Source organism: Priestia sp. FSL H7-0729 (assembly GCF_038005685.1).
Classification (GTDB): domain Bacteria; phylum Bacillota; class Bacilli; order Paenibacillales; family Paenibacillaceae; genus Paenibacillus.
This window is the reverse complement of record NZ_JBBOTQ010000003.1, coordinates 224,128-249,909: the sequence shown is the minus strand read 5'-3', so window position 1 is coordinate 249,909 and position 25,782 is coordinate 224,128. Positions and strand designations below refer to the sequence as shown.

The window sequence follows — 25,782 nt, the reverse complement described above, 5'->3', positions numbered from 1 at the left end:
ATCACCTCAGGATTCACGCAGGTTTTGGAGCATACGCTGTGCAAGCAGAGACATGATCCGGGATTCTTCCGGGGTAAAATCTTTCTGAGCCTGCTGTTCCAACTCCTGAATGACGATCCTCAATTCTTGCAGCGCGGAGCGGCCCTGATCGGTCAGGTATACCCGCAGACTGCGCAGATCCTTCGGGTCTGCCTCGCGTCTTACATAACCCGATGTTTCCATGCGCTTGAGCATGACGGTTACCGTTGCGGGGCTGCGCTGAAGTTGTTCGGCCAGTTTTTTCTGGGATTGGCCATCTTCCCGTTCAAGCTGGAACAACAAAGGGGGCTGCCCCGGGTATAACTCGGGGTGATTCACAAGTTTCTCATGAACATTGTAGCGTTTCAGTTTCACGAGCTCGGACAGCTGTCCCATCAAACGCTCATTGTGGACTTGGTTCATATCATCCGCTCCATTTCTATCTTCATTCCATCTTCTTGGTACTGAAAACTAGACTTTTTGAATACATCATTTAGTTAGTCGACTAACTAAATTTTAAGTTTGATTTGACATATCGTCAAGTGAATACAGATCATTTATTTTGGATTGGAAATATTGACCTGAGACAAAATGATATGATAAATTGATATTATCTAATTGTTAATAACAAAACGTTAATAACAGAATGGGGTTTATATCGTATGACTAACGAAGGTTCCTCTGGAGGAAATGCTCCCGATTACCAGGAGCATCAGGATCAGGCACATCTCAGTGAACAACAGTTTCTGGAAACGTATGATGCGGGTGATTACGAACGTCCTTCCGTTACCGTGGACATGTTGGTATTTACAATTCGCAGTGAAGCTCAGGAGAATTATCGCAAGCTCGCGGAACCTGAACTCCAGTTGCTGCTGATTCGGCGGGGCGGCCATCCCTATCTGGGAAAGTGGGCGTTACCGGGCGGATTTGTCTCCATGCAGGAATCATTGGAAGATGCTGCTCGGCGGGAATTGTTGACGGAGACGGGGCTTGATGATATTTATCTGGAGCAACTGTACACCTGGGGAGATGTGGAGCGAGATCCACGTACACGGGTTATCAGCTGTTCCTATATGGCGCTGGTCGATAGCAGCGAGCTGGAGCTTCAGGCCGGTGATGATGCCAGTGAGGCCAGTTGGTTTCGGGTGGAGCAGCGTCTTCTGGAAGAGAAGCGCCATATCCATGAGCGTGGACGTGTGACAGAACGCAGGCTGCAGTTGATTTTGACCAATGAAACAGAAGAGTTGTCGGCCATTGTTGAGACGAAAGAAACGATAGAAGGAAAAGTGCGGAGCCATCATGTGACGTTGGGTGAGGTTCAGGGGATTGCATTTGATCACGCCAAAATCATTCATTATGCACTTGAGCGTCTGCGATCCAAGATCGAATACACGGATATTGCATTCAATCTGATGCCCGAGACATTCACACTGACTGCACTTCAGAAAGTACATGAGATCATTAGTGGCAAAAAGCTGCTGGCTGCCGCTTTCCGTCGCAAAATCGCTGATTGGGTCATTGAGACGGGAGAGTATGCGAGCAGTGCCGGTCATCGACCATCACGTTTATACAGATTGAATCCAGAGAGGCAGAACATATAGAAGGTGGTATGCACCACTGAAATCGAATGAGTCATTCAAGATTTTTGCGGGATGATTGCATACATGAGGATTAAGTAAAGAGGGGATATGGATGGAAAAGTTTACGTTTTTCTGGCGGACAGCATCGCCGTTCTCACAGTGGCACCCGGCGGACTTTACCGTGAACGGGGTTCACTACACGAGTGCGGAGCAATACATGATGCACCAGAAAGCACTGCTGTTTGGCGATCATACCATGGCAGACAAGATTCTGAAGGCAAGCTCTGCTTCGGTACAAAAAAAGCTGGGCAGACAGGTCGCAGGTTTCGACCAGACGTTATGGGAAGCTGAGTGCCAGCGCATTGTTTACGAGGGGAATTGGGCCAAATTTACACAAAATGAAGAACTGCTAACCGCGCTGCGTGCCACTCGTGGAACGACCCTTGTGGAAGCAAGCCCGGATGATCGCATCTGGGGTGTGGGACTGGCGGAGGAAGACCCGCGTATTCGGAATCGAAGAACATGGCGGGGAACCAACTGGCTGGGTGAGATTCTGACCCGTCTAAGAGAAGATATAGGAAGTGATTCAGATGAGTGATTCTAGTAGATCAACTGGCAATAGTGGCTCCAATTCACGTTCCAAGCGGGCTAATATCGCAAAGCAGACGTTGACTATTTTGGATGAAGGGCAATATGTAAATGGTTATGATCGCAAGGTTGAGATAGGTACCGATGTGCAGCAAGCCATCCAAAATTCGGTCTTATACCGTCCAGCAGCATTGTCCGCGCTCGGAGAAAAGCGTCGTACTGAAGTTCACGTTGGAATTCAACCCGCGGACCCATCCGCTCGAGTTGAAGGTGCGTCGGGTCGCATTGAAGTTACTGGCGAGACTACACTTGGAGTTGCATCACGTTTGACGGTAGCAGAAGGAAGAGAAGATGTGGTCTGTCTAAACTTTGCATCAGCAAAAAATCCGGGTGGCGGCTTCCTAGGCGGAAGTCAGGCACAGGAAGAGAGTCTGGCCCGAGCCACGGGGCTGTATCCGTGCATCGCACAAATGGATGAAATGTACGATTACAATCGCAAACAGCGATCGGGTCTATATTCGAATTATATGATCTATTCACCGGATGTTCCGGTGATCCGTGATGATGAAGACAGGCTGCTGGACAAGTATTATGTATCATCATTCATTACTGCGCCGGCGGTGAATGCGGGTGTGGTGAAAGAGCGTGGAGAAGCGGATGATCTACAGATTGAATCGGTGATGAAGGAACGCATCCGTTATATTCTGGACGTGGCTGCTGCGAATGGTCACCGCACGATTGTTCTGGGTGCGTACGGTTGCGGCGTATTTCGTAATGAACCGGCAGTAGTGGCGAAGTATTTTCATGATGTGTTAGTGGGAGAAGCATATAAGGATGCCTTTGAACGCATTGTATTTGCTGTATATGATCGATCAGCAGGTCAGAGAACATTAAAGGCATTTCAACGTTTTTTGGCAGAGGCTTAAATTAAGTAGAACAAAGGATGTAGCTTGAAGAAGGAAGCAGGAGAAAGGAGAGGGATGGCATGCAGTTTCATGAGAGACAACAGGATTTATTTGATCTCGGAGATGATTATTCGCTTGCGCACTGCATATCAGCTGATGCAAGGATGGGCAAGGGCATTGCGGTACAGTTCCGGGAGCGATTCGGTTTGGAAACTCTTCAAGAACAGGCGGGACAAGAGCCGCTTGAGATTGGACGATGTTATCCGGTGGGAAGGACGCTGAATCTGGTCACCAAGGCAAAGTTCTCCAATAAACCGACGTACCAATCGTTGACGAATGCGGTAGAATCCATGCGGGACGTATGTGTGATGAAGGGTATTACGAAACTGGCGATGCCCCGGATAGGGTGCGGGTTGGACAGACTGAAATGGGAGAAGGTCAGTTCAATTATTCAGGCAACCTTTGCCGATACGGATGTTGAGATTATTGTCTGTACAGTGTGAGCATGCTTGGTGGAAAAGGATAGATTACAGCTTGCTGACAGGGACAAAGCAAAAAAACCTCAGCTTTGAGAGGAATATAGCGTCAGTATGATTCATACGAACGCTGTTCCGATTTCAAAGTGAGGTTTTTTTGATTATTTTTTGGAGAACATTTCTTTGGCTTCATCCATGGCCATTTTATTACCGATCGATGAGTAATCGAGCCAAGGTTGTGCCCCAATCGGGTAGACATGGCCAGCTTTGACGGCTTTCAGACCTTGCCAGATCGGATTGTTTTGCAGCTCCTTAAACATGGTTTGGGCTTCATCATCTGAATTCACAACCACAAAGATCGCATCTGCATTATAGTCCGGCAATATTTCACGAGAGACGACCTGGTACGGTTTAGTTGAATCGATATCCGTAATCCCTTTGGCAGGCGTCAGACCGAGATCATCATACAGAATGGGACCCATGGGACGGCGTGTACTGAACACACGCAACTCTTTGGCAGTAACACGAATCGCCATTACGGTACCATCACCAATCGTATCATGAATCAGAGATTTCACTTCTTCCGTTTCGGTCGCGTAGTCCTGAATGTACTGCTCGGCTTCCTTCTCACGATTCACGAGTTTGCCAATGTCCTTCAGGTGGTCGCGCCATGTACCGTCATCGAGGTTGAAGACATGCACTGGAGCAATTTTCTCGAATTTGGCAATATCATCACCGGAGAATTCTTCGTCCAGATAGATTACATCGGGTTTCAGAGCAAGCAAAGCTTCCATATCCGGGTCTTTAACCGGCCCAAGTGGCGTTGTATTTTGAAGACGATCAGCAACATGGGACAGGAAGCCTTTGGCCTCGCCACCGATAACAGAACCAACCGGCGTAATCCCGAGAGATAGCAGATCATTGGTCAGATGGATCGACATGGAGGCAATACGTGGCTCTCCCGAACTTGCGCTGTTGTCCTGATTTTCGGTTGAAGTATTCGTGGATGAACCGCCTGGAGCAGATGATGAATTGTTGGCCGTTCCACAGGCTGCGAGTACAAGCACCAGACAGATACTCATGACAAGCATAAGGTTTTTCTTTAACATGGGTAGTCACATTCTCCTTGAACATCTCTTGGATGTCTTTATTGTTTTGTTTTTTGAAAAAAAAGATCACTTGCTTCGTACTAACAGGTACAAAAAGTAAGGTGCACCAATCGCGGCAACCACTACACCTGCCGGAATGGCGTTAGGCTGAAAGATGGTTCGCCCAATCGTATCAGCGCTCACCAGAATAACCATGCCGATGAGCCCGGCAGCAGGGATCAGATGCCGATGCATCGGACCAACAAGTCTGCGCGCCAGATGTGGTGCCGCCAGACCGATAAAGCCAATCCCCCCAGCCATCGATACACTTACGGCAGACAAAGCCACAGCACAGAGCAGCAAAATAACACGCTGGGATCGAACAGGTGTCCCGATACTAGTGGCGGCAGCATCTCCAAGATTGAAGGCATCAAGCGTTTTGGATCGACTCCAAATGTACGAGATACATAACACCACCCAGGGAAGCAACGCTTGCACATGAACCCAATCCCGGCCCCAGACGCTACCTGCCAACCAGCGAGCGGCAAAGGAATAGGTGTCTTCATCCAAACGCAGGGATAAGTAGAGGGTCAACGCATGGAACCCGGCCGCTACCGCGATTCCCACCAGAATCAGCTTAATGGGTGATACGCCGTTATGGCGATCATAAGATAACAGCATGATGATCAGGGCGGCGGCAATACTGCCTGCAAAAGCAAACAACGGAATTAATAAGGCTACAGAGCCATCCATTGTAAAGGACAGGCTAACAAACACCATGAGTCCAAACGCTGCCCCCGCATGTAAGCCCAGAATGCCCGGGTCCGCTAGAGGATTGCGTGTAATTCCTTGCAAGGCCGCTCCGGCAATACCAAGTCCTGCTCCGGCCAGCACAGTGACCAAGATGCGAGGCAGTCGGTAATCAAACAGTACAATCTGATCATCCGAACTGCCATGACCAAGCAAAGTCTGTAGCACAGCCGCTGGGGAGAGACGAATGGTTCCTGTGTTCAGGCTGATTACAATAACGGCAATGGCGATGCAGAGCAGCGTGATGCTGACGACTAACGAACGTTTACCTCGTGATCGTGAAGGTGTATTGAAATTCATCGCTACAAGGCCCTCCTTTCTTTACGGGCCAGATAGAGGAAGAACGGTACACCGACAAAGGCAACCATAATGCCTACGGCGAGCTCTTCGGGTGGGTTCACGATGCGTGAGCCCAGATCGGCGAGCACCAGTAATATCGCTCCAAGCAGAGAAGACATCGGAATGATGAGTCGATAATCGACGCCTACCAGTTTGCGAGATATATGGGGGATGACGAGTCCGACAAATCCAATCGAGCCTACTGCCGACACGGACACACCAGCCAGTACAACAACCGCTGCGAGGGCGAGAAACCTCGTCCAGCGCAGGTTGATCCCGAGATTAATCGCGACTTCTTCTCCGAGTGACATAAGGGATACACGCCGGGCGAGTGGCATAATCAGCACGAGTGTGGCGAGCAGCAGGGGAAGAATCAGCTTCAGATGCCGCCATTCTATTCCGCCAAAACCTCCCGCATACCAGAAGGCCAGATCCTGACTCAGGTCAAAATAAATGGCAACGCCTGTGCTGAGGGAGGTTAACATGGCTGCAATAACAGCCCCGGCAACGGTCAGTCTGATGGAATTCAGACCACCAGGTGCTGCCATGCCAAGCAGGAAGATAAGCAGTGTGCCCAGAACAGCCCCCACGAATGATAAAACCATGATCCAGCCGTATGGCAGTCCGGGCCAAAAGGCAAAACTCAGTGCTACCACAAAAGTGGCTCCAGCATTGATGCCCAGAATGCCCGTGTCTGCTAGCGGATTACGTGTAATGCCTTGCATTAAAGCTCCTGCAACAGCAAAGGCAGCGCCGATGATAACCGCTGCAAGCACACGAGGCAGCCGCAGTTCATGAATAATCTGATGTGGTGTCAAAGCCGGGTTGTACTGAAATATGGCAGCCCATACGGTTTCGAGCGTGAGCCCTTTGGCACCTAACGAGATGGCGACAAACATACTTAGCAGCAGTATGGCTATGGCAGACAAAAACGTCAGCCCAACGGTCACTGCAGATTTTTTGGAATTAGACGGACGATGTGGCAGTCCCGGATGTTGAATACGGGTCACTCCTTTGGTACCAACAACGCATTTCATTGTTATTGATTATCATTATCAATTAGTGATCATTATAGAATCTTAATTCAGGCCCGTACATGGCATAAATTAAGATTTTGGAGATGGACATTTTTTAGATTACAAAAGTGAAGGTTTGTTCGTCAACATAGAGAGCGCTTCATCAAGCTGGATGTTGATGGAATAAGGAGCATATACGACCCACGAGTTCCAGTCGATGAGATGTACACGTCCGTTTTTTACCGCAGGATGGCTGTTCCATAGTGGATTCAAAGCCAACTCTTTCAACAGTGTTGCCTTTTCATGCATAGAATTAATCGCCAGTACCAACACATCTGCCTCCAAACCATCCCACTCTCCTGGTGTGAAGGGCAGCCAGTTGAATCCGACGCCGGGAGGTTTGCCAGCCAGTTCGGTCTGAATGCGCTGAGGAGCGGCCAATTGCAGACTGCGATAGAAGACATGTCCGAAGTTACGATGGCTGTACATCCGTGGACCTTTAGGCGTTAACGTGCCAACGGCAACGGTAATATCTCCGATGAGTTCCTTCATTTTTTTGCGTGCACGCTCCGCTTTGCGCTCATGTCGATCGAGCCAATCTGTCGCGGCTTGGGTACGATCCACAATGGATGCGATCTGATGCAGATGACCGAAGACGTCTGTCTGGTTCCAGGGAATGGTGATGATGGGGGCGACATCGCCAATATGCTCCATGGCTTTTGCAGTGGCATTGTCCTTGGTCAGAATCAAATCAGGATTCACATCGAGGAAAGCCTGACGTCCCTGTTCCCATGGTTCATAAGCATGGAAGGGCAGTGCCAGCGATTTGGGCAGATGAGGCAGGTGCCCCTGGATCTGAGCTGCGCATGGCGTGATACCAAGTGTCATCAGGTGATCCGTGTATGGATAGGAGAGCGACACGATATTCCGGTGGACCTGCTTCGCATAGGAAGTGGGCGCATAGCCAGCATGGTTCCGGAAACGTCGGCTGAAGTAGAATTCGTCACGGTAACCCACTTCACGAGCCACATCACGGATACGCAGATCGGAAGTAAGCAGCAATTCCTTGGCTCGGTTCATACGCAGATGAGTGATGTACTCAATCGGATTCTTCTGCATGCGGCTCTTGAATAGCTGCGAGTAATAGGACGGATGCATGTCAGCCAGTTCGGCCAGCTTTTCCAGCTTGATCTCGTGCATGTAGTTTTCGCGCATGTATTGCAGGGTGGACCTGAGCCACTGTTCGGGTTCATCCTGTCCAGCCGCTTCGTCAGTGGGGGCTTCTTGAGGCCAGAGCATATGTAAAAGTTCCGTCAGGAAGAGCTGTGCTTTCAAGCCTGTTTCCAAACCTTCGTTGGTTAATTGTGTAAGCTGCGCGGCAATGCGCTGTATACCGTAAAATGGGCCCTGAATCCAGCCTGTAACCGGTGAACTGAGCTCACGTTCGTAGATTCGTCTGGCTTTTGTCTTCTCGATAGCCCGATATAGATCGAAATGAATGATATATAGTTCAATATCATGGTTTTCATCACTAATCAGTTCGATTGCAGTTCCTGGTGTGCACAGACAAGCTGATTTGCGAGCCACGTGGGATTCGGACCCATTCATGATTAGTTCGCCTGTGAATTTGTGCATATATATAAAGGTATGATGAGCAAGCTCAGTAGTGGACCAGCGCCATTTTCCACGGGTTATGATATGTTTTGCCTGACGAAGTTCGATCAGGGTATCATTCAGGAATGCATCCAGATCTGCCCGGTTTAAGGGTTCCTTTACTGAATGGGGATTTGTCTGCTGATGCAACAGGTGTGGATTCATGCCATTGTGGGCGGTACCAGGGATGGTAGTCATGGTGCTTGCGACCTCCTCTCTTTTGAACAGTTATTAGGTAATGATTGAATCGGGAACGCAGAATATTTCTCAGGCCTAAACGTCTTTCTGGAACATCTATGGTTGCGCGTGGCATGCATAGGGATAAGACCTCTTGGCCCTAGTCTGCTGATAATCTTAGCAAATCTATTGTAGAATTGAAATGTACACAGATATGTTCGAGGTGTGGATGAGGTAGATTATAATGGACGTAAATAAAAGCAAATAATCGAAAACGTTTTCTGACGTAAGCGTTTCTTTTTGGTAAAATAAAGGGGATACCATGTTGGCCTGATCTGAATCATGAACCTTTTTAACTCAAATTGCAGTAGGGAGGCTTTAATATGACAGAAGTAGTGGGACGGGATAAAGTACGTTGGGGCATTATGGGCACGGGATGGATTGCATCCCAGTTCGCAAAGGATTTGGAGCATGCCGGGAACGCGGTGAAAGCAGCTGTAGGTTCACGGACGGCGGGAAGCGCGGAGAAGTTTGCAGCTGAATATGGTTTTGCACGCGCTTACGGCTCGTATGATGAGATGCTGCAAGATCCTGAGGTAGATATTATCTATGTGGCAACACCTCATCCGGTTCATAAGGAAAATGTAATGGCTTGTCTGGAGGCAGGCAAAGCGGTGCTCTGTGAAAAGCCGTTTACAATGAATGCGCGTCAACTGGAGCAATTGGTGGAGAAGGCACGGGAGCGCAACCTCTTCCTGATGGAAGGGATGTGGACACGCTTTTTGCCGCCGATCGCTCAAGCCAGAGCATGGATCGCAGAAGGTCGAATCGGTGAAGTGCGTTTACTCCAGGCAGACTTTGGATTCCGTGTCGGCTGGGAGCCCGAAGGAAGGTTGCTTAATCCGGACCTGGGTGGAGGTGCGTTACTTGATGCAGGGGTGTACCCGATCTCCTTTGCTTCGATGATCTTTGGCGAACAGCCGCAGCATGTATGGAGTACGGCCAATATCGGTGAGACGGGTGTGGATGAGCAGTTTTCCGTATTGTTGTCTTATTCCGAGGGGCGTTCTGCATCTCTGAGTGCTGCCATTCGTCTGAACCTCAGCAATGAAGCAGTCATATACGGTACGGAGGGCAAGATTCGTCTGCCTTTATTCCTGGCGGGCAAAGAAGCCTATCTGCATGTGAATGGTCAGGACGAGCCCGAGAAGTTCACGGATGATCGAACATGTATTGGTTATGCATTTGAGGCAGAAGAAGCGGGACGCTGTATCCTTGAAGGCCGGACGGAGAGCCACACCATTAAACTGGACGAATCCCTGGAAATCATGAAGCTGATGGACACGATTCGAGGTCAGTGGGGATTGCGTTACAAATCGGAGTAAACAGACAGGAGCTGACGTGTGATGGTGAAAATTCTGATATCCGGGTTTGAACCTTTTGGCGGGGATACGGTGAATCCGACGGGAGCGTTAATGGAAGCCCTTGCGAACGAAGTGGTGGAGGGTGCTGAGCTAAAAACAGTACTGTTGCCCGTGCACTTCGACGAATGTGCAGACCTGCTCATCGCAGAGATGGAAGCCTATCGGCCGGATGTTGTCATCGCCTGTGGGCTGGCCAAGGGCAGGACGTGCATCACACCGGAGCGGATTGCCGTTAATGTCAAAGACATTCCGCCTGGCTCCTATGCGGATAACCAGGGGCAGCGTCCTGTGGACGAGCCGATTGTAGAAGGAAGCCCGGACGGTTTGTTCTCTACGTTGCCCATACGTGCCATGGTGAATGATATGTCGGCAGCAGGCATTCCGGCTTCCGTATCCAATACAGCAGGCACGTATATCTGCAACAACACGATGTACCGGGTGCTGGATCACATTCGAGTAGGTCAACTTCCGATCCGTGCAGGATTTGTACACTTTCCGGCCTCGACAGAGATGGCTGTGTTGCAGCCTTCCGTTCCGTCGCTAACTATTCCCATGATGCTGGATGCGCTGCGGATGATGATCCGCACGGTTGTGGCGAAATCATAGGGGATGGTTGCGGTCGTTCGGCTGCGGTTGCAGCAGAGCGTAGGCGATGGTTTATTCGTATCGTAGACCGCAGTTGTGAATGGGAGAGCAGTAGGCTGGGATGATGGAATACAGTAGGGTTCAAGATGACGTGCAGAGCGTGGAGATGCATGGGTTTCTTTCTGCTTCAATCTTGAGTTGAGTAGGGTGATAGATATGAGTATAAATATGAAGTTAGATATAAAGTGAAAAAAGAGCTGTCCCATCGTCGTGAGTCTGACGTTAGGGGACAGCTCTTTCTATGTCTTGTCTCATGTTTAGCCGAAATCGTTAGTGAGGCCACTCGTTTGCAGCAAGTATCTTGATGCTACCAAAGCCCTTATAGAAACAAGAACCTAGGACACCACCATCACCCTGGCTAGCTAAGTTCGTTAGATTTAGAGCGTACAGATATAGTTGAAAAAACAATAAATATTAGATTCGCAACAGATCAAGGTCGAACTCGGGAACGAGTCCTTCTTTCATGGCACGGCCAAGCAGTGCAGTGATTGCACCGTAACCATCATCGCCCAGATTGGCGCTGAACTCGTTAACGTAAAGGCCGATATGCTGTGCAGCTACGTCAGGGTCCATTTCTTGGGCGTGTTCCATCACGTATGCTTTTGACTCATCCGGGTGCGCCCATGCATATTCAACGGAGGCGCGTGCCCATCCAGCGAGGGCGTGAGCATCCATGTTGCGACGTGCGATGATTGCTCCAAGCGGGATTGGCAGACCTGTATCACTTTCCCACCAGTTACCGAGATCCGTCATCAGTTTGAGATCGTAGTTCTGGTACGTGAAGCGTGCTTCATGGATGACAAGTCCGGCATCGATTTTGCCGTCACGAACAGCAGGCATAATCTGGTCGAATGGCATGACGACAATTTCGCCTACGCCGCCAGGAACATTTTGCGCTGCCCACAGACGGAACAACAGATATGCTGTCGAGCGCTCGCTTGGTACAGCAACTCGTCGTCCAGACAGATAGCCAGGATCGGTCGTGCCATTTGCAGTCAGAACCAGCGGGCCGCATCCTCTGCCGAGTGCGCCACCAGCAGGAAGCAGAGCATAGTCAGATAGCACGTATGGCAGTGCTGCATAAGATATTTTCATCACTTCAGGTGTATCGGGTCCATCGGGATTTGCCGCCAGACCATTTGTAATATCAATATCAGCATAACGGACATCCAGCTCAGGTGCGCCCGGGATCAACCCATGCACCCACGCGTGAAAGATAAATGTATCATTTGGACAAGGGGAAAATGCAATTTTCATGATGTAATAACCTCCCGTAGAATGGAACTTGCAGCCTGGAGCGCATCGAGGGCATCCTTGATGCGCCAAGCGTCGCGGTCGCGTGGACCGACCGCGTTGGATATAGCCCGCAGTTCGAGTGCTGGCACGCCGAACTGCTGCGCAGCTGTTGCCACGCCGAAGCCTTCCATGCCTTCGGCGGCGGCATCCGGCACGCGGCGCAATAGCTCCGCGGCCGTCTCCGCTGTTCCGGTCGCCGTGGACACGGTGACCGCAGTGCCTCCGCTGACAGCGAGCCCGGCCCGCTGCAGCTCATGGCGTAGGCGAGCGGCAAGCTCCGCGTCCGCCGCCACAATGGACGAGCCGAATCCGAGCTCGTCCACACTAAGGAAGCCGTCTGGCGTCTGCGAGCCCAGATCGGCGGCAACCATGGCGTCGGCTACCACGAGGGAGCCGACGTCTGCCCGGCCGGGGAACCCGCCGCCGATGCCGGCACTGATCACCAGCCTGTAGGCCGGTGAAGAGCCGGTCCCGGTAAGGGGCCCCGGCCTTGAAGATGTGGCAGATGTCTGTGCCACATCGGGTGTGCCTGGCGCGGTGGAACCCTGCGCCAACGCACTTGTGCTTGCAGCCGCTACGGCATATGCCAATGTAGCTGCTGTTCCCGCTGCGGCCGAGGCTGGGCCAACGCCAGCAGCGATGACGTCAAATCGTTCTGCGGCCGTGTCTCCCAAACCGCGGAGGACTGCGTCTTTCTCTGCATCCACCGCGGTTACAATTAACACACGTTGTAATGAATTTGCTTGGACCGAACTTATATCTGAAGTGTTTCTTTCTCCAGTTAAATCCCCGTGGTGTCCACTACTTACGAATGATGCGTTTGGTTCATTATTCTGATATTCATCCTGCCTATGTTCATTCATTGCGAATTCTCCTTGTGAGGTATTAGAAGCGTAGCCTATGCCTCCATAGTATCTTTCTCACAGTAAGCTTTTAGCTACACTTCTTAGGGTTATGACTTACTTCTATATTTCCGTGTAAATGTATAGTTCACTTATATAAGTTGAATTCGTGCATATATTTGTCCACTACAAAAGGACATTTATCTTAATTTTGTCTTTCAAAGAGTGGACACTTTTTCTAAAAAGATACTATATCCATTCAGAAAAATGAAACACTACATATAGATGAATTCAGAAATAAAATTAAAAATGATCTATATGTAGAATATCAATTCCTAAGTGCTTTCTCATGTCCGTGTCCACCCTTTGAAAGACAAATATGCAATATGTATGCTCAGAGCGGACAGCACAAGTTGACACTCCAAACGAACAATTAAACGATTGAAAAGGTTAAGACTGCCCCGACCCATTCAACGCTAATTATATATCGGGCCATCGGATTATTTACCACAAACCAAATGAATAACTGGACGGGTTTACACTCGATCCCTAAATAGTAGCTCATTTGTGCATACAGTGATTGTCGAACACTTCATCTCCATCATAACGGAAGGGGAAAGACCTGAACAACCTTTGCATGTAATTCTGTCAAAAGCGGACAAGCAATTATTTGGGGTAGCCGAATTACTTCGAGTAGCTACATCTAGCCACATCGCTTTAGATAGCCGTTTTACCTACCTTATGTGAACGCCACCCTGATCGAGCCCCGTCATAAGCCAGAATGAACCTGCTTCCCTAAATTATATATGTCATTTAAACCATATAACCTATCTTTCTTAACGTACTCCGAATAGAACAAGAAGTCAAAGTTAACGGTTGACAATCTGATTTAACTGTATTAATAATAGTAGTACAGTTAATACACCTAAGATAAAGTCATATAAACCGATAGGTTATTTCACACATTTACCGAAAGGAGGTGCGGGATGTTCGAATTAGATGTACGCAGCCGTAAGGCGATCTACGAGCAACTGGTAGACAAAGTCAAAGAGATGATCGTATACGGTATTCTAAAGCCCGACGAGCAGCTTCCTTCCGTTCGTGCGTTATCCACGCAGCTGACTGTGAATCCGAATACGATTCAAAAAGCGTATCGCGAGCTTGAACGTGAAGGTTACATCTATTCTTTGCAGGGAAAAGGAAGCTTCGTATCATCGTCAGTGGAACATCCGAATGAAGCCATGAGAGATGAGATCAGAGAGTCTCTGGTGAAGTTGATTGCAGAAGCTTCGTATTCCGGTTTGACCAGAGCGGATATGACGCTTTTGTTTGAGGAAGCGATGGCCCGTATAGAGAAGGAGGAGCCTCATGATTGAGCTGAATCAAGTCGTCAAAGCGTTTGAACAGGAAAAGGCAGTAGATGGCGTAACGATGCACATACATAAGGGGTCGATCTATGGTTTGCTCGGTTCCAACGGGGCAGGCAAGACATCACTGCTCAAAATGTTGGCTGGCATTTACCGTCAGGATAGCGGGACTGTTCGTATCGAGGATGCTGAAATTTATGAAAATCTCGATCTCAAAGGCCGCATAATTTTCATGGCAGATTCGCCCTATTTTTTTCCGCAATCTTCAATTACTCAGATGGCTGCATTTTATCGTTCAGTATATCCGCGCTGGAATGAGGAGCGGTTCAAGCAACTGGCCACCGTGTTCAAACTGGATGTCAAACGCAAGTTGCATCGTATGTCCAAAGGCATGCGCCGTCAGGCAGCCGTATGGCTGGGACTCAGCTGTATGCCTGAAGTGCTGCTGATGGATGAGCCGATTGACGGTCTCGACCCGGTCATGCGCCAGCAGATTAAAAACCTGCTGTTCCAGGAAGCAGCTGAGCGTCAAGTAACCATTGTCATCTCGTCACACAATTTGCGTGAGATCGAAGATCTGTGTGACCATGTGGCAATTATGCACAAAGGCCGAATTATTGTAGAGAAGGATCTCGATGATCTGAAGGCTGATACGCATAAAATCCAGGTTGCATTCCGCCACCCAGACCATGCCAAAGCCATGGATGAGCAAGTTGATATTTTACATGAAGAGAAGCGGGGAAGCGTATCCCTGTACATTGTTAAAGGCAACCGACAACAGGTAACTGATCAATTCCGTGTACATGATCCGTATCTGCTGGATGTATTGCCACTAACACTGGAAGAAATCTTTATCTATGAAATGGAGGACGCAGGGTATGATATTCAACCGATTGTTCTGTAACCGGGGCATCCTGATCCAAAATTTCAGACAGCATGGATGGATCGGCATTTTGTACCTGATCACATTGTTGTTCTCACTTCCGCTATATATCGCTACCGAATACAGGGACGCGCCACAGCAGATTACAAGTCTGTTTCAAGCCAATGGTGAAGTGCAGATTCTGTTCGCCATTACATTGCCCGTAGCGGCTGGCATCTTTCTGTTTCGGTATATTCAGTCCGGTGCACCGTCTGATCTGTTCCATAGTTTGCCGTTACGTCGTAAGCATCTATTAACGGTAAATCTGTTGACCGGATATGCCATGATTTTGCTTCCGATCTGGATTACAACTGCAATTACCGGCTGGGTATGGGCAGTACTGGATCAATCTGCTTTTCTGTTCGATGGCAGTACGATCTGGATGTGGGGCTTGAGCATGAGCATCTACTCGCTATTTATGTTCATGCTTACTGTGGCGGTTGGCATGTGCATCGGGCAATCTGTGTTGCAGGGGCTTACGGTATACGCGCTCCTCTTGTTACCTGTTGTCGTATGGTTCATTATGTCACTTCACCTCCAGCATTATTTGCTTGGATATCCGTACGATGAATTGGGACGTAATGCGGAAGAAATGTCACTTGTTCTTCGCATGGCTTCAATCAGTTATGCTCCTATCACTAATGGAGAACTTATAATCTATTCGATATTCGCAATCCTGTTTATTCCTCTGACTTATGTGCTCTATGCGAGAAGACAGGTTGAATCTGCTACGCAAGCAGTTACGTTTACTCTTGTGAAACCTATATTCCGATTTGGTTTAATGTTTACGTTGGTTCTGATTGGCGGAGCTTACTTCACGATTATTGCTCCAAGGGGATCAGCTGGATGGGGAATCTTCGGATATGTTCTTGGTGGCATTGTTGGTTATATCGTTGCCGAGATGATTATTCGCAAAACATGGCTGATCTGGAGCAGCAGGTTACTACCCAAGATGATTCTATATGGTATCATCGCTGGTCTGGTACTGTACGTACCTATTGCCGACTGGAATGGATACGCTGCCCGAGTACCTGAACTGAACAAGGTTACAAGCATCAAGCTTGGCGGGGATCGTTACATCTATAGCAACGGTGTCAATCAGAAGATGGATGACGGTCACCTCTATTCCAATGATCCGGAATATATGGGGGCAGTTATCGCTCTTCATCAAAAAATTGTAGATTCCGATCTTCCTATACTGAATGATCCAATCAATCCAGGTATGCGTAATGATGAGTATGTATTTATTAATTACAAGCTGGCTAACGGCAAAGTGATGAAACGTAAATACTATATTCCAGAAGCCGAATTCCATCAGGAATTAATGGCTCTGAAACAATCCCAGGATTACAAAAGAGTTGCCTTCGAAACGTATAAACTGGAAGAAGAAGCACTAAGTTTTGGCATTCGTTCTTCCACTAGTTCATACCGAAAGGTGTACATCAGCAATCCGGAGCAAGTCCGTGAATTCAAGGAACTCTTGAGACAGGACATTTTGGATCAGACCTATGAAGAACAGCGCTCCCCGTGGCAGTCGTTTGCTTACGCGGAGATGAACCAGGATTCGTCTTCGAAAGATCCAACTCAACCGAGGGAGATGTGGAATTTTGAGATCAAACCTAGCTATGATCGGGTATTGGCCTGGTTGAAGGAGAACAACTTATACGACCAGTTGCTTGTCCAGGCAGACGAGATTGTCTCCGCACAGTTTGTGAAGCAGGAGATCAACAGTCCGGGTTCGCTTCAGTGGGCGAACCCGGAGCCCGAATATATCGATGGGAGTCTAAGCATCAAGAAGCAGGTCGCGACTCAAAACAAAGAAATCATTAGCGATTTGCTCAAACGTCAACGGTCTGGTTACCTAACAGAGAAAGATACCATTTATCAGATCAAGTTGAATGTAACTCGTGGCGAGAACATCTACATGATGTTGAAAGAAGAAGATCTGACCGAGGCGATGAAAGCTATTCTGGTCAATCAATAAGCTGAGTTGTATGAGTTGTTAACCATTAGCGGGAAGGGTTCTCCCGCTAATTGAAGGGTTAATATTAGATCAGGAAAACCAGACACGACTTGACCAGATACAGTGAATGGAATATATTAGAAAAAGGAAAGGTTCGAGCGATTCGTCCAATCGAATCTCATATGAAACGGCTTATGAGGGAAGCACCCGTAAGAGCAGGCAAATGCCTGTCTTGCGGGTGCTTTTTTTGTCGTTCGCAGATTTCGTTGGCGATCCTGCTACATATTTTAGAAGAAAGGGTGTAGAGACGCATGCAAACAGAAGTGTGGAAGGGAACGATAAACGATCAGGAGGCCATGTTAGCGATGGTATGTGGTTGTTCCCCATTGGAACGATCAAGCTCGCATCACTTCATGGAACATCATGGCTTGGTAGAAGGAAAGAAGGGTCCACAGCATATCGAAGGTTTAGCTTTAGAAGATTTATCTCCAATGGAGACGAGTGAAAACCCTAGCTTTTCTCTAACAAAAGGAAGCCATAATCACATGATGAATCTCAGTAAAGTCCAACGCTCTCAATGGCCATCGTTCACTCATCTTTTTTTCAGATCACGCCTACTTATAGGGCTTGTGATTTGGTTCAGTGCAGGCATGCTCTATTTTGCTTCTTCTGCGGAGGCTGCCGGCATAGATCTTGGCGTAACCGCGCAGAAGGCCTGGGATTCCGTTTTGAACAAAGCCGATGCCCCAACCAAGTTAACGTTGAAGCAAACATATGAGAAAGTAGGGAACTGGAAGGCTCAAGAGCAGACTTGGGAACAAAAAACAAAGACACTTCATGCCGCAAATACCGCGGACTTGGAGCGATTACGTTTAGAAATAAGACAAACCGATGACGCGAAGATCGCGGCTCTAACTGAAAAGTTAAAGCAAACCCAAGCTCGATATGAACCGTTATTCGCCCTCTATAGTTCAGTCAATCGACAGCTGGATGCAGCCAAAGCAATCAAAAATAAGGAATGGAGTGCAGCAATCCGTACGCAGGCAGAGACGTTGAGACCCGTTGTTCAGCTTGCCAGAGAAGATATTCGGATCAAGAAAAAGGAACTAGCCGAAGCACGTAAACGGAAGAGCGTCGAAATAAAACGTTTACGAGCTATGATAACAGGGGCCGACTCCGTAAAGAAACAGATTCAAACGGGGAAAAAACAGGTGAGTCTGGCGAAAGAACGATATTCGGGTGCATTGCAACACTTCAAACAGAGTACAAAGCAAGGCCAAACAACACGTGTACTCAGCTCGTTGAACGCGTTGGCTTCTGCAGCGGAAAAATGGGCAGGATCGAAACAACATATCTATACACTGGAGCAAAAAGTATCCACTACATACGTGAAAGTCAGACAGGAACTCGCCAAGAGTTCCAAATAAGAGGAAACCTGATTCTCCCTGCTACGTACACCAATTTAGATGTAAAGACGCTTCGATGATGATGGAACGAGGTGAAACTATTGCAGTCCAAGTTGGAAACAAAACGTACGGGGGCAAGAGGGTTTAAACGTAAACGGTACTGGATTCCCAGCGTTGTACTCATTTTCATCATAGGTTTTGTTGGAATTGGTGCTCAATTCACACCAAAAATAACGGTATTTTTATTAAAATCATTTATTGAGGCTGCTAATCTAGATACGAATAGTAAGGATCGTATGATCTCCGAAGGCGTAACTCGTGTTGCTGACGTGCCCTATGCAGACGAAGGTCGTAATGACAGTACACTGGATATCTATTATCCTTCCGTAACATCGGAACCTTTGCCTGTCGTGCTGTGGGTTCATGGCGGTGGATGGGTCTTGGGAGACAAAGCGGACATCGCAGATTATGCCGTACAATTAGCCAAACAGGGTTATGTTGTCGTCAGTATGAATTATGCGCTCGCACCAGATACGACATATCCCACTCCCGTGATCCAGACGAATCAGGCTTTAACTTACGTGAAGAACCATGTCAGTGAGTATCAGGGTGACCCGGAAAACATATTTCTCGCAGGCAATTCGGCAGGTGCCCAGATTGCAAGTCAGACTGCGGCAGTGGTGACGAATCCATCCCTTGCCAAGCTCATGAATATAACACCATCCGTTCAGCCGGAAGGGTTACGTGGGGTTCTTCTATTCTGTGGTCCTTACAATCTGAGTACAGTAGCGGAAACAGGGTTTCCACTCATACGTACATTTCTCTGGTCATATACGGGAGTCAAAACTTTTGAAGACTACCCAAGACTGAATGAAATGTCGACCGTTCTACAGACTACCGAAGCGTACCCTCCTGCATTTATTACCTCAGGCAATGATGACCCGCTGACCAGTCAATCGATTGAGCTAGCACAAGTCTTAAAGCGACTTGATGTTGATACGGAAACATTATTTTTCTCTAACTCATCAGAGAAGCTGGGACATGATTATCAATTTGATCTGAAGAGTGAGGCTGGTCAACAGGCGATACATTCAGCAGTACGATTTATGCAACAGTATAGTCGATGAGCAGCCAAGTCTGTGGTACACTCGAAGCAAATGAGGGCGCAGGAGGAGAAGCATGGCAGACAAAGAAGATTTGACCCGGTTCGGGGTGGCGTTTCCTACACCTCTGATTGAGCAGTTTGACCAGTATATTGAGGAACAGGGATACAAAAACCGATCTGAAGCTTTCCGTGATCTTGTTCGCAAAACATTACTGCAACCCTCTGCACTGCAGTCGGATCAGGATGTGGCTGGCACCATTGTGATGGTCTATGATCACCATATCAGTGATCTTCCCATTCGTTTGATGGAGCTGCAGCATGAGGCGCATCATGACATCATCTCCAATATGCATGTACACCTGAACCATGACCAATGTCTGGAGGTTATTGCGGTACGGGGTAACCTGGGACGATTGCGTCATCTGCATCAACAGATCCAGGTGCAAAAAGGGGTACTGTATGCGGAGCTGTCTGTGACTTATGTAGATGAACTCAATAAACTGGCTCATGCTCAGAGTAGCGGTCAGGATCACAATCCGGGTCAAAGTCAGGATCACAGTCACAGTGTGAGTCAGCATGGTCACAGTCATCATCATCGTTCTGCCGATTAAGATGAAGTGTGAGTTTAATTTCTATGAAAATATAGCGAATTTAAAAAACAGACCATTGGTTAGATGCCAACCGTCTGTTTTTTTGTTGTTTGTTATAATACCTGACTTTATAAAAACAATCCAGAGGCTCGATTATGGAGTGTACCCTATATTTTATTTCTAATATGAAAATATTTGGATTTATGAGTTAACTTTATTGACATAAGTTTTGTGTTTTGTGCTACAATTTCCGTAAAAAGTAACACGAAATGAATCCGTTTTGCACAACTATAGAGGGGGAACGACCAGAATGGGCAGATTTTCATGGAGATGGGGAAAACGAAAAGTTAGAACAGGATTAGGGATCCTGCTTGTATGTTCTATTGGATTATCGGGTTGTGCACAGGACGTAGCGCTAACAGCTTCATCAGCAGAAAATGGACAACCGGGGACTACCCCAACTAAAGACGAATTGGTGCTGGCTGTGGGTACCGAGCCGGAAGGTGGATTTGATCCGACAACCGGATGGGGGCAGTATGGTTCGCCGCTTTTCCAGAGTACCTTGCTGAAGCGGGATGCCAAGCTGCAACTGGTTAACGATCTGGCTACTGAATACTCCGTTAGCGAAGATGGTCTGACCTGGACAGTTACGCTTCGGGACGATGTGAAGTTTTCGGATGGGGAGCCTCTAACGGCCGAGGATGTCAAATTTACGTTTGAAACAGCTGCCAAGAGTGGGTCCGTGATTGATCTGACCAATATGGCTGATGTGCAGGCAAAAGGCGATAGCACGGTCGTATTTACATTGAAATCGCCGCAGTCTACATTCATCAGCCTGTTGACGACACTTGGTATTGTGCCTGAACACGCCTATGGCGCTGGTTACGCAGAGCATCCGGTCGGATCAGGACCGTACAAGCTGGTTCAGTGGGACAAGGGACAACAGGCCATCGTTGAAGCGAATGAAGAGTATTACGGTAACAAGTCTGCATTCCACAAACTTACCTTCCTCTATCTGGATGAAGATGCGGCCTACGCCGCTGCACAGGCAGGTACAGTGGATATCGCTGCGATCCCGGCAGTATTTAGCAAACAACAGGTGAATGGCATGACATTAGAGGCCGTAAAAACGGTAGATAACCGGGGCATCATGTTCCCCATGCAGCCTGCTGGTGCCAAGTCGGGCGATGGTCTTCCCGCAGGGAATGATGTGACATCCGATCTGGCAATTCGCCAAGCGGTGAATGTTGTGATTGATCGTAAGGCTTTGGTTGAGGGTGTACTGGAAGGGCATGGTCGTCCAGCATATTCCGTCAGTGATGATCTGCCTTGGAGCAATGCAGAAGCTGTATTTACGGATGCCAATCTCGAAGAAGCGAAGCGCATACTGGCGTCTGGTGGCTGGGTGGATGCAGATGGTGATGGTGTCGTCGAGAAAAACGGCATGAAGGCCGAGTTCAATCTGCTTTATTTTGCAGGTGATTTAACAAGACAATCTCTGGCGTTAGCTGCTGCGGATATGGTTGCCCAGGCGGGGATTAAAATCAATGTTGAAGGTAAAAGCCGTGAAGAGACGAAAAAGATGGCTTACTCCAATGCTGTATTATTTGGCTGGGGCAGTCATGATCCACTGGAAACCTATAACCTCTATAGCAGTACCCACAAGGGAGAAGGATATTACAATGTAGGACTGTACAGTAATCCTGTCGTGGATTCATGGATGGACAAGGCCCTACAGGCAACGAGTGAGGAAGAGGCATTGCCCTTCTGGCAGAAAGCGGAGTGGGATGGGACAACAGGTTTCAGTTTTCAGGGGGACGCACCTTGGGCGTGGCTCGTAAATATAGACCATCTGTATCTGGTTACGAATGGATTAAACATTGGCGAGCAGCAGATTCACCCCCATGGTCACGGCTGGCCAGTGACATCCAATCTGGAGGAATGGTCCTGGGATAACAGCGCGAAATAAGAAACATAGCGGTAGCTTTAGCCTGAATTGGGGAGAGATTGGATGACGGGCAGGAATGGATGGGCCAGATTTGTTGGTAATAAAGTGTTGCGACTTGTATCTCTATTGGTTGGAGTCAGTGTGGTGTCTTTTATATTAATGCAATTCTCCCCTGTGGACCCGATCGAAGCTTACATTGGTGGAGACATGATCAGGGTAAGTGCGGAACAGCGCAGTTTAATCGAAGAGCGTTGGGGATTGAATGAATCTCCAATGGAACGATTGCTGACCTGGGGACAAGCACTGATTCAGGGAGATTTGGGAACGTCGATGATCTACAGGCAGCCTGTAGCGGATATTATCCAAGAACGATTCATGAATTCTGTCGCGCTTATGGCTGTAGCCTGGCTACTGTCTGGTATCTTCGGGTTCGCTCTTGGTGTAGTTGCTGCCATGAGAAGGGATTCAAGGCTGGATCGCCTGATCTGCTGGTATTGCTATACGCTGGCCTCCACGCCGGTATTCTGGATTGCGCTGTTGCTGCTGATGATAATTGGGGTGTGGCTCGGATGGCTTCCAGTTGGTCTTGGGGTACCCGCAGGGATGTCGGCTGATCAGGTGACCTGGGGAGATCGGGTTGTTCATATGATTCTGCCAGCCTTGACTCTCAGTCTTACCGGGGTAGCTTCCATCGCGCTGCATACCCGGCAGAAGCTCATGGATGTGCTGGAGTCAGATTATATTCTGTTTGCGAGAGCGCGGGGTGAGCGTGGATTTCAGCTGTTCCGTCGACATGGGTTCAGACATGTTGTTTTGCCAGCGATTACGTTGCAGTTTGCTTCGTTCAGTGAGCTGTTCGGCGGGGCTGTGCTGGCGGAGCAGGTATTTTCATACCCCGGCCTGGGTCAGGCAACGGTTCAGGCCGGGTTACGTGGTGATGTTCCACTGCTGCTCGGACTTGTGATGTGCAGTGCAATATTTGTTTTTACAGGTAATATGGTGGCTGACATCCTGTATCGCTTGATCGACCCGCGGATGAAGGAGGAGTTAATGTCATGAAACAGACGATCGAACGCTCCTCCGAGCAGACGGATGAAACAACCGATGTACAGAAAGTAAAGATGGCGAATCAAGAGGTACCGTACAACACTACTCCGGAGTTGTTGCACACGGGGGCTGCACGAGAAACAAGCCAGACTAGAAAAGGATATGCGCGTCCCAGAGACCGACATTTCCGCAATCCTCGCCAAAGGGCGGTGATCTGGGGAAGCCTTGCAGTGATCTGGATTATCCTCGTATGGTCGACGGGCAGGCTGCTACCCGCCGGTTCTACCCTTACCTCATTAATGGATCGGAATCTGGCCCCAACCTGGGCGCATCCATTCGGCACGGATTGGCTCGGCAGAGATATGTTCATGCGTACGTTAAAAGGATTGGCAACCAGCATTCAAGTGGGATTGCTTGCTGCATGTGGTGGCGGATTGATCGCACTACTGCTGGGTTTGGGGGCGGCTTCCAGCCGAGTTGCTGACCGGGTCATCTCCTGGATCATCGACCTGTTCCTGAGTGTGCCTCATCTGGTATCGCTTGTTATGCTGGCCTTTGTCTTCGGGGGAGGTTTGGCAGGAGTGGCGGCAGCCATCGCGCTGACGCACTGGCCGAATCTGGCCCGGATTGTACGAGCAGAGATGATTCAACTGAAATCCGCAGAATACATTCAGATTTCACACAAGTTGGGTCAATCGCGGTTACGAATTGCGGTGCAGCATATGCTGCCACATCTGGTCCCGCAACTGTTCGTGGGCGTACTGCTAATCTTTCCCCATGCGATTCTGCATGAGGCAGCCATTACGTTTCTGGGGCTGGGGTTGTCCCCGCAGCAACCGGCAATTGGCATTATTTTGTCAGAGTCGATGAGATATTTATCTGCTGGCCTGTGGTGGCTCGCCTTTTTCCCGGGACTGGCATTATTGCTGGTTGTTCGTGCGTTTGATGTATTGGGCAACAGTCTGAAGACATTGACGGGTACAGGTAGTTCAAGGGAGGTGAGGTAGATATGGCTCTTCTTGATATTCAGGGAGTATCGGTGTCATTTCGGCGCGCTCGTGGCTGGTTTGGACATGAACGGACTGATGTCATTCAGAATCTGGATCTTTCCATAAACGAGGGCGAGATTGTAGCTGTTGTAGGCGCAAGTGGATCGGGTAAAAGTGTGCTGGCGCAGGCCATCATGGGCATTCTGCCTGCCAATGCCAAGTTGGAAGGTCGAATGAGCTACAATGGCGAGCCCTTGACCCCAGAGCGGCAGCTTCATCTGCGTGGAGACGAACTGGTGTTAATTCCACAATCCGTCAGTTATTTGGACCCGCTGATGAAGGTGGGGAGACAAGTTCAACCGGTAAGCCGGGATGGGGGACGGAAGCGCAGATTCATGAATCGATCTCAGATGAAAAAGACGGAGCAGGAGCTGATAGAGCGATATCAGCTCCCACGGGGAACTGGTGGGAAATACCCGTTTGAGTTGTCCGGAGGTATGGCAAGGCGGGTGTTGATGGCGACAGCGACCTCTGGCCAGCCCAAGCTGATCATTGCCGATGAGCCGACACCAGGCATTCATCCCGAAGTGTTGGCCGAGACGATGAAGCAATTTCGCGAACTCGCAGATCAAGGCGTAGGCATCCTATGGATTACGCATGATGTTACGACTGCCCTGACGGCCGCCGATCGCATCGCTGTATTTTATGCGGGTACCAATGTGGAGACAGCGAAAGTGGATGATTTTGCGAGAATTGGAGAACATCTGCGCCACCCGTATACGAAAGCCCTCTGGAATGCGTTACCTCAGAATGGATTTCAGCCACTCCCAGGCTCCCAGCCGTTGGCAAGTCAAGGGATCATTACAGGATGTTCATTTGCTCCCCGATGTAGCGTAGCAACCGCAGCATGTACCCGCGAACGTCCTCCGCTTCGTCGGATACGAGGCGGAGAAGTGAGGTGTTTCCATGTCACTTGAAGCGCAGGAGGTAAGTTATCGTTATAATCAGACATCGTGGGTGTTCCAGCAGATGAATATGCAGGTACAACAAGGCGAAGTTGTTGGCTTGTGGGGACCGAGTGGCTGTGGGAAAACAAGCCTTGGGCGCATCCTTGCAGGATATGCGGAACCCGTGGCAGGACAAGTACTTCTGGAGGGTGAACCACTCCCTCGTACAGGCGTATGTCCGGTTCAGCTGGTGTTCCAGCACCCGGAGAAAGCTGTGAATCCACGTTGGCGGATGCGTCGTGTACTTCAGGAGGCGGCTGTACAGGATGAACAGTTGCTCGAAGCTTTGGGGATTCAGCAAGCTTGGCTGGACCGCAGACCGGGTGAATTATCGGGTGGAGAACTGCAACGATTCTGTGTGGCACGCGCACTTGGTACGTCGACACGTTATGTGATCGCAGATGAAATGACAACGATGCTGGATGCGATCACGCAGGCACAGATCTGGCATACCGTGATGGACGTGGCTCGCCAGCGTGATCTGGGATTACTGATCATAAGCCATGATCGGGATCTGCTGAACAGGTTGTGCGACAGAATTACACCGATGCCGATGTCACTGTGATTTTAATTATATGTTT

24 protein-coding genes are annotated in these 25,782 nt (G+C 48.9%); 17 read left to right on the top strand and 7 right to left on the bottom strand.

Features of this window, described 5'->3' with window-relative positions; genetic code table 11:
- Window positions 1-6: 6 nt before the first annotated feature.
- Complete coding sequence (locus tag MHH93_RS10165) at window positions 7-441, bottom strand: MarR family winged helix-turn-helix transcriptional regulator (protein ID WP_500053948.1); 435 nt, start codon at window positions 439-441, stop codon at window positions 7-9.
- Window positions 442-680: 239 nt separating this feature from the next.
- On the opposite strand from MHH93_RS10165, the gene MHH93_RS10160 reads away from it, so the two are divergent.
- From MHH93_RS10160 to MHH93_RS10145, 4 genes are all read left to right on the top strand, one after another.
- Window positions 681-1,619 (top strand): NUDIX domain-containing protein, encoded by a 939-nt coding sequence (locus tag MHH93_RS10160; RefSeq protein WP_500053947.1) that lies wholly within the window; start codon window positions 681-683, stop codon window positions 1,617-1,619.
- 91 nt (window positions 1,620-1,710) lie between these two features.
- Window positions 1,711-2,196: a riboflavin biosynthesis intermediates N-glycosidase gene (ybiA, locus tag MHH93_RS10155; RefSeq protein ID WP_500053946.1), complete on the top strand. Its 486-nt coding sequence runs from the start codon at window positions 1,711-1,713 to the stop codon at window positions 2,194-2,196.
- Window positions 2,189-3,112: a TIGR02452 family protein gene (locus tag MHH93_RS10150; RefSeq protein ID WP_500053945.1), complete on the top strand. Its 924-nt coding sequence runs from the start codon at window positions 2,189-2,191 to the stop codon at window positions 3,110-3,112. The genes ybiA and MHH93_RS10150 overlap by 8 nt, the downstream gene beginning before the upstream one ends.
- Before the next feature lie 59 nt (window positions 3,113-3,171).
- Window positions 3,172-3,594: a macro domain-containing protein gene (locus MHH93_RS10145; protein ID WP_500053944.1), complete on the top strand. Its 423-nt coding sequence runs from the start codon at window positions 3,172-3,174 to the stop codon at window positions 3,592-3,594.
- Between the two features lie 134 nt (window positions 3,595-3,728).
- Here the strand turns inward: MHH93_RS10145 and MHH93_RS10140 are convergent, their stop codons facing one another.
- The 4 genes from MHH93_RS10140 to MHH93_RS10125 all read right to left on the bottom strand — a co-directional run bounded on the left by MHH93_RS10140 (window position 3,729) and on the right by MHH93_RS10125 (window position 8,671).
- Window positions 3,729-4,676 carry an iron-hydroxamate ABC transporter substrate-binding protein gene (locus MHH93_RS10140; RefSeq protein WP_500053943.1) on the bottom strand — a complete coding sequence of 316 codons (948 nt, stop codon included), beginning with the start codon at window positions 4,674-4,676 and terminating at the stop codon, window positions 3,729-3,731.
- Window positions 4,677-4,742: 66 nt separating this feature from the next.
- Entirely contained in the window at window positions 4,743-5,765 is a 1,023-nt protein-coding gene (locus MHH93_RS10135) for a FecCD family ABC transporter permease (protein WP_500053942.1), read from the bottom strand.
- A gap of 2 nt (window positions 5,766-5,767) precedes the next feature.
- Window positions 5,768-6,841 carry a FecCD family ABC transporter permease gene (locus tag MHH93_RS10130; RefSeq protein WP_500053941.1) on the bottom strand — a complete coding sequence of 358 codons (1,074 nt, stop codon included), beginning with the start codon at window positions 6,839-6,841 and terminating at the stop codon, window positions 5,768-5,770.
- A gap of 99 nt (window positions 6,842-6,940) precedes the next feature.
- Window positions 6,941-8,671, bottom strand: a complete 1,731-nt coding sequence (locus tag MHH93_RS10125) for a helix-turn-helix domain-containing protein (RefSeq protein ID WP_500053940.1) — start codon at window positions 8,669-8,671, stop codon at window positions 6,941-6,943.
- Window positions 8,672-9,033: 362 nt separating this feature from the next.
- Here MHH93_RS10125 and MHH93_RS10120 point away from each other — a divergent pair, with 362 nt between their 5' ends.
- Both MHH93_RS10120 and pcp read left to right on the top strand, forming a co-directional pair.
- Window positions 9,034-10,035 carry a Gfo/Idh/MocA family protein gene (locus MHH93_RS10120; RefSeq protein ID WP_500053939.1) on the top strand — a complete coding sequence of 334 codons (1,002 nt, stop codon included), beginning with the start codon at window positions 9,034-9,036 and terminating at the stop codon, window positions 10,033-10,035.
- Window positions 10,036-10,056: 21 nt separating this feature from the next.
- The gene (gene pcp, locus MHH93_RS10115) at window positions 10,057-10,680 is read left to right on the top strand and encodes a pyroglutamyl-peptidase I (RefSeq protein ID WP_500053938.1); all 624 of its coding nucleotides are present in this window, start codon (window positions 10,057-10,059) and stop codon (window positions 10,678-10,680) included.
- A gap of 453 nt (window positions 10,681-11,133) precedes the next feature.
- Here pcp and MHH93_RS10110 read toward each other — a convergent pair whose 3' ends face one another.
- Window positions 11,134-11,976 carry a 1,4-dihydroxy-6-naphtoate synthase gene (locus MHH93_RS10110; RefSeq protein ID WP_062837375.1) on the bottom strand — a complete coding sequence of 281 codons (843 nt, stop codon included), beginning with the start codon at window positions 11,974-11,976 and terminating at the stop codon, window positions 11,134-11,136.
- The gene (locus MHH93_RS10105; RefSeq protein ID WP_500053937.1) at window positions 11,973-12,878 is read right to left on the bottom strand and encodes a futalosine hydrolase; all 906 of its coding nucleotides are present in this window, start codon (window positions 12,876-12,878) and stop codon (window positions 11,973-11,975) included. The genes MHH93_RS10110 and MHH93_RS10105 overlap by 4 nt, the downstream gene beginning before the upstream one ends.
- A gap of 965 nt (window positions 12,879-13,843) precedes the next feature.
- On the opposite strand from MHH93_RS10105, the gene MHH93_RS10100 reads away from it, so the two are divergent.
- From MHH93_RS10100 to MHH93_RS10050, 11 genes are all read left to right on the top strand, one after another.
- Window positions 13,844-14,233 (top strand): GntR family transcriptional regulator, encoded by a 390-nt coding sequence (locus tag MHH93_RS10100; RefSeq protein ID WP_105600873.1) that lies wholly within the window; start codon window positions 13,844-13,846, stop codon window positions 14,231-14,233.
- Window positions 14,226-15,128 carry an ABC transporter ATP-binding protein gene (locus MHH93_RS10095; protein ID WP_500053936.1) on the top strand — a complete coding sequence of 301 codons (903 nt, stop codon included), beginning with the start codon at window positions 14,226-14,228 and terminating at the stop codon, window positions 15,126-15,128. The genes MHH93_RS10100 and MHH93_RS10095 overlap by 8 nt, the downstream gene beginning before the upstream one ends.
- Window positions 15,103-17,130, top strand: coding sequence for a hypothetical protein (locus MHH93_RS10090; RefSeq protein ID WP_500053935.1), 2,028 nt, complete (start codon window positions 15,103-15,105; stop codon window positions 17,128-17,130). Before MHH93_RS10095 ends, MHH93_RS10090 begins: the two co-directional genes overlap by 26 nt.
- Window positions 17,131-17,654: 524 nt before the next feature.
- Complete coding sequence (locus MHH93_RS10085; RefSeq protein ID WP_500053934.1) at window positions 17,655-18,536, top strand: hypothetical protein; 882 nt, start codon at window positions 17,655-17,657, stop codon at window positions 18,534-18,536.
- A gap of 80 nt (window positions 18,537-18,616) precedes the next feature.
- Window positions 18,617-19,642, top strand: coding sequence for an alpha/beta hydrolase (locus MHH93_RS10080; protein ID WP_500053933.1), 1,026 nt, complete (start codon window positions 18,617-18,619; stop codon window positions 19,640-19,642).
- A 52-nt stretch (window positions 19,643-19,694) separates the two neighbouring features.
- Complete coding sequence (gene nikR / locus MHH93_RS10075; protein WP_500053932.1) at window positions 19,695-20,231, top strand: nickel-responsive transcriptional regulator NikR; 537 nt, start codon at window positions 19,695-19,697, stop codon at window positions 20,229-20,231.
- 289 nt (window positions 20,232-20,520) lie between these two features.
- Window positions 20,521-22,179 (top strand): ABC transporter substrate-binding protein, encoded by a 1,659-nt coding sequence (locus tag MHH93_RS10070; protein ID WP_500053930.1) that lies wholly within the window; start codon window positions 20,521-20,523, stop codon window positions 22,177-22,179.
- 42 nt (window positions 22,180-22,221) lie between these two features.
- The gene (locus MHH93_RS10065; protein WP_500053929.1) at window positions 22,222-23,217 is read left to right on the top strand and encodes an ABC transporter permease; all 996 of its coding nucleotides are present in this window, start codon (window positions 22,222-22,224) and stop codon (window positions 23,215-23,217) included.
- Window positions 23,214-24,212: an ABC transporter permease gene (locus tag MHH93_RS10060; RefSeq protein WP_500053928.1), complete on the top strand. Its 999-nt coding sequence runs from the start codon at window positions 23,214-23,216 to the stop codon at window positions 24,210-24,212. The genes MHH93_RS10065 and MHH93_RS10060 overlap by 4 nt, the downstream gene beginning before the upstream one ends.
- A 2-nt stretch (window positions 24,213-24,214) precedes the next feature.
- Window positions 24,215-25,171 (top strand): ABC transporter ATP-binding protein, encoded by a 957-nt coding sequence (locus MHH93_RS10055; RefSeq protein WP_500053927.1) that lies wholly within the window; start codon window positions 24,215-24,217, stop codon window positions 25,169-25,171.
- On the top strand, window positions 25,161-25,766 hold the full coding sequence (locus tag MHH93_RS10050) for an ABC transporter ATP-binding protein (protein ID WP_500053926.1): 606 nt from the start codon (window positions 25,161-25,163) through the stop codon (window positions 25,764-25,766). The genes MHH93_RS10055 and MHH93_RS10050 overlap by 11 nt, the downstream gene beginning before the upstream one ends.
- The last annotated feature ends 16 nt before the right edge of the window (window positions 25,767-25,782 follow it).